The organism is Methanobrevibacter sp., from assembly GCF_045644645.1.
Lineage (GTDB): Archaea > Methanobacteriota > Methanobacteria > Methanobacteriales > Methanobacteriaceae > Methanocatella.
Genome location: NZ_JAZRHE010000075.1, coordinates 1 through 12,324, shown reverse-complemented (window position 1 = coordinate 12,324; position 12,324 = coordinate 1). Strand labels below are relative to the sequence as shown.

Below are 12,324 nucleotides of genomic sequence, written 5' to 3'. Positions count from 1 at the left end.
AATGATTATTTTTAAGCAAAATAAATAAGACTAGCACTTGCTAGTCTTATCTGCTAATATGCTCTGCCTGGTTTTAAAATTTTGGCCTTTGCATAATGATTTTTAAAATGATCAATTGTATAGCTGCATGTTTCAAGATATACATTTGAAGCTGTTAGAATCTTAACTCCTTTTACTTCAATATAATGAATATCTTCGATATTATGTTGAGCTGTCATTGTCGCGTCTGTAAATGTTACCTTCTCGCGATTCAAATTTATATCTCGTAAATCTTTTATTTGATCTGCACAACCTTTATAACATCCAGCAATTGTAATTTTTATATCATCTTCTCCGGATTCTTTATACATGTAGCGTTTAGCTCCAAAATGAATAAATTGATCATATTCATGATCTATGACAACCATTCCCGGGCATCTGCCACGATACATATAGCCATTATTCGCACATATTTGCTGTTTCCTTGCGTTATATGCTACAAGCTTACTCTTATCAAGGCCTTTGCCCTTGACGCAATCTGTATCATGATAAATCGGTGTTTTAAAACATAATGATAATTGTTCTAATTCATTCCTACAGCCGGAAACAATCCAATTGCCCCAGGGCGTATAGGTAAAATGTACGCGTTTTTGTGTTTTGAAATAATTATGCAAATAATAATACTTGTCTGCATTCGTATTTTCTTCCTTGATCCATTTCTTCTTTTTCTTGTCGATCTTCCATGTTGGATGGATTATATCAGTCAACATCATTCCGAATATGCTCAACAGCTCGCTTTTTGCGTTCTGGTATAAGTAATCAAATTTAGTATGCTTGAATTTTATATAATCTTCTTTCTTCTTGTAGTATTCAAATATAATGTTTCGCAGCTGATATGGCAAGCGGCCGCGGAATGCTGTATAAAATAAGCCTATTCTATATTTAAAATCATAATGTCGGCTTATTTCTGCAAAATCGCGCTCATTCAAAACAAGCTTTATATTTTTAGCTTCAATTATTCTACCGTTATCTTCTGTTATATATTCCGGCTTATAATCTTTATGTCCATGATTCAATACCCAACTTTTTGAAATGCAATCCCAATTATCGCGATCATGTAGCTTTATATGATCAAAATATATTTCAAACAAGCAACAATATTTTTCAAGATATTCATGAAATTGCTCTTTTGTAAAGCTTTTATGTTCTATAAATTTGCTCATTGGAACATAACTATTTAACATTTCGAATACATACGCGCTGATCATATCGCCGGAAAGCATGCCGAATTGTAATTGATTATATTTATATCTATTTCCATGAGCATTCCCGCCCTTATTATTATCTTTACACATGTCGTATACTTCCGGAGTTAAATCAAGCGTTCTATATGCATATACAAAGCGATCGTCATCCAAACAACCGCGCCGGCATACTCTTCGAACGTAACCCGTAGCGGTTAACGGAATTGATTTTATATTATCATCGTACAAATCAAGTAATTTTTTTACCAGGCAAACAACAGCTTGAAGATCATGAACGAAATAATCTTGTTCTCTAAAATCAAGCTCCGTTACGGTCGTTCGTATCTTCGAATAATCTAAATCAAGATCAAATTTATCCTGGTTGAGCTTTCCAATTTCAACATCATATTTTTTGCAAGCCTGATCAAGTTTCAAATTCGTTAACTTCCTGGAGCAACGAAACTGAATATATGGTATATCATATGTTACAACGTCATTTTTATCAGTTGTAAATGTTTTACAATCTCTATATTTCTCTTCAATAAAATTAAAAATAAACATGTAATCAAAGCTTAAATTATGACAATATATAGCTATATTCAAATTGAACATAGATAAAAATTCAATCAAATTATCAATGAATTCCATAAATTCTTCCATAGTTCGGCCGATTACATAAAAATCATTATTAAAACTAAATCCCCATAGGTAAACGAATGATTGCTTTTTTCCATCTAATACAATATTGGTCGTTTCTGTATCAAATGAGCAAACATAATTTACTATTTTTTTTCCTTCTTTTCTATTAAATTTTTCTTTTTTTAAAGTTTTCATTAATTTACCATATGGAAAGTTAGCTGCGCTATAGGCGTCCACTGTTCCAAACTTCACGCGCTATCTCCTTCCAGTTATCTTTTGTTAATACTTCACTTATTTTTTGATATCCTTCAAATTCTTTTTCGTATCTAGCTTCTACCGCTTTACAATGATTCATAAAAGCTTCAAATGCTTCATTATCTTCCATCCAACGAATTTGATTCATTGTTTCCGAATCGTAATAATATCCAGCTATTTCTTGCCACGGTCTTGAATCAATATTATCAATCCATTCATCATAATTTTCATCAATTTCATCTACTGGAATATTATCTCTCTTTGCTTCTTCTCTCCATTGCTTGCGCTGCTCTTTCCAGCCTTTTACGGTTGAGCTTTTTAGATTTCTTATATAATCCAGCTGCTCCAGGTAAGTCAAAAGCTCGTCTTTTTTCATTTTCGATTTACCAACTGTTTTATATTCTCCGGTTTTTTTAACTTCCGTAAATATTTCTTTCATAAGTTGGAAAGCCTGGTTTGATCTTACTTGTTTTTCACCATGCAAAGCTTTGAAAGAGCGAAGCAAGCTTTTTTCTTGCTTCGCTATAGCTTTCAATAATTCTTTTCTAGTCAATTAAATACCCCCTTTTTTATTTACGCGCCCATAGTTCCCCCATTGTTTCTTTTTTTTCTTCTTCTTCTCCTTCTTTTTTCTGATCACGTTCCGCCAGCATTTGCTCAATATCTTCTTTTGTGAGCTTTTGCTCTTCTTTCTTTTTTTCTTCAGCTTCTTTTTTTCTTTTTTCTTCTTCTTCTTTTCTTATTCTTTCATTTTCCTTGAATTCAAGTTCAAGTTTTGTTTCTTCTTCAGCTTCTTCTTTTACAATCTTCATTGCTTCTTCCTTATCGAATCCGCATTCAATTAGCTGCTTCATTCTTTCAATATCCATTTTTGCCATTTTTTTATTCTCCTTTTATATTATTTTTCTTGAAAATATTATCAATAATACTTCCGCAATTCATTTTGTTAACCCAGTGAAACATATAATCATAATATTCGCCATTTACAACTTTATAATATTCATTATGCAAGCTTGCGATTATTTCCATCAAATTCCAGATCATATCTTTTAAAGTATCTTCGTCGTGAAGCATATAGTATTCTTCATTTCCGAATACATTATTAATCAACCATTTTGTAATTTCTTTTTCACTGGCTTCTCTTTGATTATCCAACATTTTGAAAATTATAGTTTGTAAAATCAAAATAGATTTACAGTTTATAATCAATGGAATTAGATCCATTTCTTCAATATTCTTTTTTTCTTCAATCATTTCAAGCGTTTCTTTATATTCTTGAGCTGCTTCACGTTCTGTTTTTATAAAATCCAGGTCGCGAAAATATTCAAAAGCTGAATCATTATCAATTTTTATTATATTATCAATTTCGCCTTCCTGGTATAATGATTTTATTATTTTTTTAACTTTTTCACTCGTCATTTTTTTCTCCTATTTCCAGCTATCAGCTATTGGTTCATTTAATGAGCTACATCTTAAATATTTAAATTCTTCTAATTTTACATATAAAGTTGAATACATTTCTTTTTTTAAAGTTTTGTCATAACTTTTTATACTTATTCTAAAAAATTTACCATATTCATTATAAGCAATATCTTGTTTTATAACGCTCTCCATAGCGAAAATTTTTCCATCATTAAAAATAACTTGTAAAACATTATTTTCAGGAAAAACTAAAATATCATTACTCATTTTTTTCTCCTTAATTTTCAATTATTACATGATCAATAGTTTTCATTTCATAAATATATCTATGAAGTATATCATTCAACATTTCTTCAATAATTAAGCTCTCAATTTCATCCAACGAAATATCAATATACATTTTTGTAATACATTTATGATCGTAATGAATAAATTTATTTTTTTTGGGATAAACTTTTACTATCAATTACTCTCCTTTCTGGAATTCGTCCGATCTAAACTTGACAGCTACACGAGCTATTTCTTCAATTGGTTCTGTTTCATAATATCCAATGAAATCAATAAATAAATATCTTTTCAATTCATTATTATCTTTTGATAAACTCGCCATTTTATCTCTTAAATTTACAACGTGATCATATTCAATTTTTTTACCATCATTTTTATAAATTCTTACAAACATTTTTTACTCCTTCCAAAACAAAAAAAGCGCATGTTTTTTTTATTCATGCGCTTAAATACTTCCTGGTCTATTTAATTTCTTCTATTGATTCAATATATTCTTCTTTGAATGAATCCCATCCGCTTGTAAATGATCCATATTCATTCATTGAATGAATATATAAATATCCATCTTCAAAAGAATATTCATGAACAAAATTAAATATCATGTTTCTTCCGGTTTTAAAATTAACTTTAATCTTTTTCATAGTTTCCACCTTTCTCAACGCTTTGCGTTGCCTTTATTTATTTATTTTGTACTTTAATTATAATACTTTTTGGCATATTTTTGAATGATATTTTTTACCTATTTTACTATATTTACTTGATTTTTTTTATATGATTTATTTTGCTATTTTTGGCACTTTTTTTGATATATTTTAATATAAAAAAGAGAGCTTGAAAGCTCTCTTTTACAAAAATAAATAAATAAAGTTTTTAATGGAAACTTTAAAATAAATATATGTTAAAGGGTAAAGGCTGACCAGGCCACGCGAAGCTGCTTTCGCATTCGCCTTCAGGGCGTAGGTCGCTCCGCGTCCCTAAAACTTTCCGGGGAGAGCCTGGCTTTCCGCCACCAGGCTCCAGCAGTCAATGTGTTCGTAGAATCCCATGTTTACAAAAAACACATTACACCTATATGGTAATTTAATTTTAACACTTGATTTTTAAAATATCAAATATTTTTTTCTTAATTTCATAATTATCAAAGATTAAATCTTCATTTAAAATTGCAATGTAAAAAGGTTCTCTATAATTTCTAAAAAATATTCTTGCTTGTAAATCATCACTAGAGTTGTATTGGTTTTTCAATTTAACATTTCCATATCTGGCTACATAACTTTTTTGATTCTTTTTCTTCCAAATGACAATATCATCAATTCGTAAAATTGGATTATATCCAGCTACTTTTACATTTTTCTTGATCAAGCTAAAATCATTATAACTAAATTCATTATCCAGCGCCATTTTTTCAAAATCCGTTCCAGCTGTTAATTTATATAATGCTGTTTGTCGTTTTTTCTCAATGTATTCATTTGAAGCTTTTAACATAACAACTTGCAATCCGCGCTCATAATCGATATATTTGTTACTGCCTTCGAACAATGCCAACTCTATATTATTAATTATTTTTAATGCTATAAAATATGGATTGTAAATATTATTTGCGTTAGCGCAAGCTATATATGTTATTGGATCATGTCCCAAAAGCTCTCTATTACGATTTACACTCTCAATCATGTTGAAAAATGCGTCAGCTTCATTTTTTATAACTTTGCGGGCCGAAACTTCCGGAATAAATTCATCATGAAATATTATTTCTACATTTTCAAAATTAACGCCACGAATATTTTTAAAAGTTGATAATGCGCAGCCATAACCTATTATTTTATTATTTTTTTCTATTCCGTAAAAATCTTCTTCCAGCTTTCTCCATTTGATTCTTTTATCAATTACGGAAAATACATTGCTGTCTGCTGCAATTCCTAACTCTTTAGCGCTGGTTCTTAAATAGATAAATATCTTTTTACATTGCAATAAATGGCTTAACGTGGAGTATGTTTTTCCAACTCCACGCCCACCAATAAAGAAATTAAAATATATTTTTTCTTTTAAAAAATCAATTACATTGGTAAACATTTTTATGCTCTCTTCATGTATAAAGTTATTGTTTGCTGGCTATTATTAGTAATGCTCATTACTCTATTGTTAATTGAAACAGTAACATATGAAACTGCTTCAGAAACTGGGACTTGAGTATATGAAATTTCTTTTACAAATGTATCTCCGATAGATCCGCCAGGTACAATAGCGGTTGTCACGCCACTAATATGACTTGCATCATTTTCTGTAATCATTGGAAGAGCTACATAATTCCAATCATTATTTGAAGCTAATATTTTAATCGTTCCAAGATCCCAATTATTTAACATAATATCATATACAACATTTTGATCTAATTCAATCAATGTTGTTGCTCCGGCAGCTATTCCACCTTTATTTTCATATCTTGTTTCAATTACTGGATTATCTTGTAAAATTTCAGTTATATTTTCTTCAAGATAATTATATACATATTCATCTGTTTTTTGGTTGATCTGTTCAACAGCGTCTTTTACAGAATCAACTTGATTTTGCATACTTGCAACTTTTGCGTCAACGTAATTTTTATAATTATTATACAACGCAAGCATTTGATTTTTATACTGTTCATTTTGATCAGCCATAGCTGCGGCCACTTCATCAAAATGCGCCATGATTTCAGCTATTCTTTCATTAAATGTTGCATATTGTAAAAGCAACCAATCAAGATTTAAATCATCCGCATTAATATGCGGAAAAGTATTTAAATTTGACATAATTTATACCTCCTCATAATATTTATTATAACAATTTAAAACATTATAAATTTTTACATTTTCAAAACAAGCACCAATCCAAGTATTTGATTTACCACCAATATTAAAAACACCAATGGTATTTAGTGTATCGCCGGTCATTGCTTCGTTTGGTGCTTCAATTTTTAATTCACCATTTACATATACAAAGAAATGATTTGAAAAATCGGTTGTAATATTATTATTTTGTTTTATGCCTTTGTATAATTCACCGTTTATATATTTTGCACCGAATACGATTTCTACATTAGCACCGTCAAATGAATATTTTGGTAAATCGGTATCAAGTATTTTAATATTTGCACCACTTGCATCAGATATTAACCACCAACTATTTGTATTATCATATCTAATTGTAAAATGATTGTTTCCAGAAACTAATTTAAATAAAGTCTGATATTGGTCTTGTGTTTCAACGGTTCTGTCAAAAGTACCCATTTTAACTACACATCTTTTAATATCACCTTGATTTGTATAGCCCATCATAACGCCAGCTGATCTTCCTGTTATATAACCGTTAGCAAATTGATTATATTTATTTGTGGCTAATCCAATATTTTTTACTAAATCTTTAAAACCTAGTGTACTATTAGAATGTAGTAAATCGAATTCACTTTCAAGATATTCGTTAGGTAGTGAAGCCGGTACATTTACATTAACTGGATTATAAGCGCTACCAGCTGGAGCTGTATATATTTTATTTTCCGTTGCGTTTAATTCAATAATAGTTGTTTCACTACCGCCACCAATTCCGATAACAGCATGACGTCGCAACTTGTCATCTTTGCGCTCTTCTACCTGGTATTTTCTTATAGGATTTTTATCTTGATCAGAAACCGCTGATCTATGAATTTTATCACTCATAATTTCACCCCCTTAATATATCATCAATAAAAGCTCATGCGCGAATAAATCCGCAACTTTTTTATAAAAATCAAACTCGCGGATAGAGAGTTCCTGGCGGAGTAACTCAACGGAGCTAGTAACGCCAATGTTGCCCCTTACATGTAGTTCGTTATCGTCATGTCCTTTATGATCATTTTTATTAGTTCCGCCTGGATCTTTTCTTTTTGTTGTTGTCGTAGTTTCGCGATTTTCAAAAGTTATTTCTGTTTTATCCGGAGCTAATGTTGTTGTCACTTCTTCGGCCGGGCTATATGTGCTAACATTATCAGCGGAAACTTTTGTTTCAACTTTTTCATTTGACGCATGAGTTGTTTCATGTGTTTCTTTTCCTTCTGGAGTTTCAGTTGTTTCATCTGTCCAAACTCTTCTATCTGTTTCTTCATGATAGCTATCATATGAATTTTTTCCATTTTCATATCGTTCTACGTTATAAATTGGATTATAATTTAAATGGATGGCCGTCCACATGCGCGCGAAATTATCATAATTTTTATCAAAGAATCGAGTTACATTAGCTTTGAATAAATCCGGGATATTTCTCCAACAAGCAAACTCTCCCCAATTTTCAATTATTTCATCAATCAAAATTCCATAATCAATAGCTGGAATTTGTTGTTCATATTCCGTTCCTTCGCCATATATTCCGCCTTCATAAATTCGAATATTTTCAAATAAAGGCTGCTCAATTTTTTCAAAATATTTTAACATTCCAAAAAGGCTAAAAGCTGCTACATCATACATTTACTCTTCACCCCCTTCAGAAACTTCAATATTATCTTCGTTTTCATAATCATAATGCAAATCTACGCTCAATTTTTGAGATAATCCAGAAATCGAATTGAATATATCAAACGCTTCTTTTATATTGTTATAACATATTGTAACATTTGCGCTTGTTTCTTCATTATTCTGGTTTACTTCATCAGAAATCAATCTTTCTTTCTTTTGAGTATTAGCATTTCGTATTCCGATTTCAGTTAAAAATTCATTCATATCGTTGCGCTTTGCTTGCTGGATAATTCCAAGCGCTCCAAGCGTGTCATGATTCGTCCAGGGTTTGAGAATTTCATCTTTTTGCTTGCCTTCAAAATCTTTTGAATCTTCTTCATCAATAAATACCATTGGCTGGCCTTTTGTACCCCTTGCCCACTGTTGCTCAAGCTGCGTTTTTTGCTTTTTGCTTTTTACTGTTGCATACAAATTTACATTTGCATTTTCTAAAGCTACAAATTCCGTTTTTATGCAATTAGCTTGAAATTCAGAATGCTCTCGAACTAAATCATCCCATCCGATATAGTCATCAAAGCAAGATACAATTATAGCGTCAACACCAACTGTATAAATTTTATCATCGTCTTTTTGATTTAATAAATTATGACAATGTATTAATTTAGGCGACATTTGAGTGTCCCATTCTTTTACGCTCCAGCTGCCCCATGTCCAGCCACCATTTTTTTTAAAAATTGCAACTGATCCAAAATGAAATAAGCAATATCTAAAATTTCTTAAGCTCCAGGAATCTAATAATTTAAAATCAAAGACACTATATATTTTATTATACATGTAACGCTTTTTATAATAATTTGTATAATTTTGTTGTCCGCTCACCATATTCGGAGATAATCCGAAAAACTTTTTATACATTCTATTTTCGAAATTTATATAATTTCTTCTATCAGTTCCATTTATCATATATTCACCCCCTTTTTTAATATTCCAAATAAATGCCATTTGTCAAATCGTTAATTAATTGATTGCGTATATAATCTTGTTTAATAATATTAAGATCTGGATTTAAGCATTCAATATATGTTCCGCTAGGTAAATTTGATAGATTCAATAATTTGTTACATGGCCTTCCCCTAAAATTAGTATAACCGATTTCAGTTGATTTGTACTGTAAAACATCGATATAAATTGTTCCAATTAATGACGAAGCAAACCCGGAGAGATTGCTCAATGTGTGTTTTGTCGTAGGTGGAGCAAAAATATTTTGAGCGCTAGCTTTCCAATTTTGCTCATATAATTGAGTTGCTATTTGAGTCCAATTTGTTTCATAATTAGCAATCGGAACATCAATTCCAATTTTACACGCATAATTTCCAATTTGTTTATTTATTCCGCTTATTTGAGCATATACAGACAATTCTGCGTCACCCGTTAAAATGTCTATTTTATAACTAAAATTAAGCGATTCATAATTTAAAAATATTGGATCTATTTCAATCATTCCAACAAAAGGACAATTCGCAACTATTTTTGTAAATCTATTGTCATACCTTCTAAAATCACGATATTCTGTATCTAATGTTACACAAGCAATTCCATTTCTGGCTGCCTGGCCTTCTCCGCTTGTAGCTATAATTTCTTCAATTCTTGAAGCTTCTGTTTGACCATCAGTTCCGCTTAAATCTTTAACATTAATTTGAAAGCCATGAGAGCAAACAGTTTGTTTTGTTCCGATCCAGGTTGGTGAATCAGGTTTGTTTTTTACTGAAGCTTTACAAAATGGAAAAATTTTTGAAAGTGAAAAATAATCATTATATCTTCCAAGATTATCTTCTACTAAATCAAGTACGTCTTGAGTATCAATAGCAGCGTTTGCTATTCCTTGTGGTGAAACAGTAGAAGCGTAAAATTCCATATTTCTTCCAACAAATCCGACAACTGTCATAGAATCTGATGCTCTTGTTGAAAATCCGCTTTTTAATTGATATCTGTTATGCGATATAATTTCAGTTGTTGGATCACATAAAGAATCATATTGTCGGTCGTCATATCCTTCAACTCGGCTTTGACCAGATCCAGACGACGGAAGCGAAATTCTAGTTACATATTGCGTACTTGTTCTAATTTGATTTGCTGATGAGCTTAATGAATCAATTTCTCCTGAAATCAGCCAAATGTTATTATGAATATTTTCAATATTAGTTATCTTATATAAACCCAAAATTGGAGTATAATAATTTCCAATCAATTCTTCTAAATAAAAACAATTGAATTGTGATAAGCTTACGCTTTCTTGATCTGTTAAATTAACTTTTAATTGTGGAGTAAAAAGCGAAGATCCTTCTTTTAAATGTATATTTAGAATTCTGGTTCCTGTATCAGTTGGCATTTTTGTTGATTTTTGTTTTTTTTGTAATGAATGTAATTCTATTCTATATGGCAAATTTTCACCCCCTTTTTTTAAAGGGCAAGGAAAAATCCTTGCCCCTTTTGATATGTGTTCCGAATCAATATAACTCGGAGAAGGTCTATTTTTTAGTTGTTTTTTTAGCTTTGCTTTCAGCTGTAACAGTTACAACGCAAGCGTCGCTATATTCAATTCCTTCAACTTCAATTGAAGCTGTTATAATTGCTTCACCTTCAGCCACAGCTGTAACAACTCCATCTTCAACAGTTGCGATTGTATCGTCATCACTTTCCCAGGTAACAACAGCGTCATCTGGTACAGTTTCAGCTGTTAATGTTTCAGTTTCATTTACAACAATTGTTGTTGTGTTTTTATTCAATTCAATGCTTCCAGCTGGAGCTGGTGTTTCACCTTCTCCTAAATAGAAAATTACAGCATTCTCACTGCAATCTATTGCGAAATTTTGAGTTGAATGATACCAGGTATTGTAATAAAGTCCGGCCGTATTCAGATGGCTCGTATTTACTGATTTGAAAATATTCGTCCACATGGCTGCTTCAACATCAAATAAAATTCCAAGAACATAATCAAGCTTTACAGCTTCACCCTTTACTTCTTTTCCATTTTCGTTCATATATGATGGAGTAATATTGATTTCTGATGGATGTTCAATATCTTGCCAGAAATTAACTTCTTCATATTCTCCGATATCCAATTTTTCAGGATTATACAAGTTTGATAATACCATCGTTTCCTGGTCATCCATGTATGGCGCGTAAATAACCATGCGTTGGAATTCTTTTGGTGTATGTCTTAAAATTGGTTTTCTTCCTCTTACATTCTGATGGAATTTTGAAGTATTTTCTGTCAATAATCTTGAAACGCCTTTAATTCTAGCAGCGATAAATTTTGTGAAATTTTCAAAATGAGTATTCAAAAGCTGATCTCTTGAATATCCGCTTCCTGGTTCTGCAAATCTAGCGTTAAATTCAGCTACTAAATCAATTGACATAGCTCCGCCAATTGTATAACATGCTCCGATTAAATTCGCAATCGTTGCTCTTCTCATTTCTTCGAAATCCATCTCAAGCTCGTTATCAAAAGATTCATCTACTAAATCAAGAAAAGCCATAAATGCAGCTTCACTTTCAAATGCAACATTTAACTGATCTTGAGTAAAATGTGTGATTGATTTTGTTATTACGCTCTCATGATTAAATACAGTCTGGAGAACATCCGGCTTATTAATCTTGAATTCGTCAACGCTTTCTCCATCTTCTAAAGGTGTAGCTATATCTGTATTATTATCTTGAGAAGCTTCAAGATCTTTCTTGAGCGGAGTTATTTTTCTAATAATTGAACCCCACTCTTTTTCATCTCTTCTTAAAATGTCAAGCTTACCAGTATATTTTCGGATTGAATATATATTTTTAGCGTACACCTGGCTAATGCAATTAAGTGTTTTCTCATATCCAATATCTTCCAATATATGGCCAGCTTCAACTAATGAACTTGTATCTGTTACTTTGATTTGCGCATTTCCTTTTGTTGCCTGATCAACCAGGTCATTTACAAAAGCATATACGTCTGATTTTGTCCATCCCATAATTTTAACCTCCTATTT

14 protein-coding genes are annotated in these 12,324 nt (G+C 31.1%); all 14 read right to left on the bottom strand.

Going from position 1 to position 12,324, the window contains the following annotated elements; genetic code table 11:
* Nucleotides 1-53: 53 nt before the first annotated feature.
* Entirely contained in the window at nt 54-2,114 is a 2,061-nt protein-coding gene (locus ACKI4K_RS04395) for a hypothetical protein (protein ID WP_407422669.1), read from the bottom strand.
* Nucleotides 2,086-2,670 (bottom strand): hypothetical protein, encoded by a 585-nt coding sequence (locus tag ACKI4K_RS04390; RefSeq protein ID WP_407422668.1) that lies wholly within the window; start codon nt 2,668-2,670, stop codon nt 2,086-2,088. The genes ACKI4K_RS04395 and ACKI4K_RS04390 overlap by 29 nt, the downstream gene beginning before the upstream one ends.
* Nucleotides 2,671-2,686: 16 nt before the next feature.
* On the bottom strand, nt 2,687-2,995 hold the full coding sequence (locus tag ACKI4K_RS04385) for a hypothetical protein (protein WP_407422666.1): 309 nt from the start codon (nt 2,993-2,995) through the stop codon (nt 2,687-2,689).
* 4 nt (nt 2,996-2,999) lie between these two features.
* Nucleotides 3,000-3,536 (bottom strand): hypothetical protein, encoded by a 537-nt coding sequence (locus ACKI4K_RS04380; RefSeq protein WP_407422664.1) that lies wholly within the window; start codon nt 3,534-3,536, stop codon nt 3,000-3,002.
* Nucleotides 3,537-3,545: 9 nt separating this feature from the next.
* Nucleotides 3,546-3,806, bottom strand: coding sequence for a hypothetical protein (locus ACKI4K_RS04375; protein ID WP_407422662.1), 261 nt, complete (start codon nt 3,804-3,806; stop codon nt 3,546-3,548).
* A 199-nt stretch (nt 3,807-4,005) separates the two neighbouring features.
* Nucleotides 4,006-4,221: a hypothetical protein gene (locus tag ACKI4K_RS04370; RefSeq protein ID WP_407422660.1), complete on the bottom strand. Its 216-nt coding sequence runs from the start codon at nt 4,219-4,221 to the stop codon at nt 4,006-4,008.
* Between the two features lie 67 nt (nt 4,222-4,288).
* Nucleotides 4,289-4,468 carry a hypothetical protein gene (locus tag ACKI4K_RS04365; RefSeq protein ID WP_407422658.1) on the bottom strand — a complete coding sequence of 60 codons (180 nt, stop codon included), beginning with the start codon at nt 4,466-4,468 and terminating at the stop codon, nt 4,289-4,291.
* A 445-nt stretch (nt 4,469-4,913) separates the two neighbouring features.
* A complete protein-coding gene (locus tag ACKI4K_RS04360) occupies nt 4,914-5,900 on the bottom strand; it encodes a phage DNA encapsidation protein (protein ID WP_407422656.1) in 987 nt (328 codons plus the stop codon).
* 2 nt (nt 5,901-5,902) lie between these two features.
* On the bottom strand, nt 5,903-6,619 hold the full coding sequence (locus ACKI4K_RS04355; RefSeq protein WP_407422654.1) for a hypothetical protein: 717 nt from the start codon (nt 6,617-6,619) through the stop codon (nt 5,903-5,905).
* A 3-nt stretch (nt 6,620-6,622) separates the two neighbouring features.
* Nucleotides 6,623-7,522, bottom strand: a complete 900-nt coding sequence (locus tag ACKI4K_RS04350) for a hypothetical protein (protein WP_407422652.1) — start codon at nt 7,520-7,522, stop codon at nt 6,623-6,625.
* Nucleotides 7,523-7,534: 12 nt separating this feature from the next.
* Nucleotides 7,535-8,305 carry a hypothetical protein gene (locus ACKI4K_RS04345; RefSeq protein WP_407422650.1) on the bottom strand — a complete coding sequence of 257 codons (771 nt, stop codon included), beginning with the start codon at nt 8,303-8,305 and terminating at the stop codon, nt 7,535-7,537.
* Complete coding sequence (locus tag ACKI4K_RS04340; RefSeq protein ID WP_407422648.1) at nt 8,306-9,256, bottom strand: hypothetical protein; 951 nt, start codon at nt 9,254-9,256, stop codon at nt 8,306-8,308. It abuts the gene before it with no gap.
* Between the two features lie 16 nt (nt 9,257-9,272).
* Nucleotides 9,273-10,736: a hypothetical protein gene (locus ACKI4K_RS04335; protein WP_407422646.1), complete on the bottom strand. Its 1,464-nt coding sequence runs from the start codon at nt 10,734-10,736 to the stop codon at nt 9,273-9,275.
* Nucleotides 10,737-10,821: 85 nt separating this feature from the next.
* Nucleotides 10,822-12,306, bottom strand: a complete 1,485-nt coding sequence (locus tag ACKI4K_RS04330) for an Ig domain-containing protein (RefSeq protein ID WP_407422644.1) — start codon at nt 12,304-12,306, stop codon at nt 10,822-10,824.
* Between the last annotated feature and the right edge of the window lie 18 nt (nt 12,307-12,324).

Coding starts and splice junctions, on each gene's coding strand:
- ACKI4K_RS04385 (WP_407422666.1), bottom strand. CDS start 2,995: ATGGCAAAAATGGATATTGAAAGAATGAAGCAGCTAATTGAATGCGGA.
- ACKI4K_RS04380 (WP_407422664.1), bottom strand. CDS start 3,536: ATGACGAGTGAAAAAGTTAAAAAAATAATAAAATCATTATACCAGGAA.
- ACKI4K_RS04375 (WP_407422662.1), bottom strand. CDS start 3,806: ATGAGTAATGATATTTTAGTTTTTCCTGAAAATAATGTTTTACAAGTT.
- ACKI4K_RS04370 (WP_407422660.1), bottom strand. CDS start 4,221: ATGTTTGTAAGAATTTATAAAAATGATGGTAAAAAAATTGAATATGAT.
- ACKI4K_RS04365 (WP_407422658.1), bottom strand. CDS start 4,468: ATGAAAAAGATTAAAGTTAATTTTAAAACCGGAAGAAACATGATATTT.
- ACKI4K_RS04360 (WP_407422656.1), bottom strand. CDS start 5,900: ATGTTTACCAATGTAATTGATTTTTTAAAAGAAAAAATATATTTTAAT.
- ACKI4K_RS04355 (WP_407422654.1), bottom strand. CDS start 6,619: ATGTCAAATTTAAATACTTTTCCGCATATTAATGCGGATGATTTAAAT.
- ACKI4K_RS04350 (WP_407422652.1), bottom strand. CDS start 7,522: ATGAGTGATAAAATTCATAGATCAGCGGTTTCTGATCAAGATAAAAAT.
- ACKI4K_RS04345 (WP_407422650.1), bottom strand. CDS start 8,305: ATGTATGATGTAGCAGCTTTTAGCCTTTTTGGAATGTTAAAATATTTT.
- ACKI4K_RS04340 (WP_407422648.1), bottom strand. CDS start 9,256: ATGATAAATGGAACTGATAGAAGAAATTATATAAATTTCGAAAATAGA.
- ACKI4K_RS04330 (WP_407422644.1), bottom strand. CDS start 12,306: ATGGGATGGACAAAATCAGACGTATATGCTTTTGTAAATGACCTGGTT.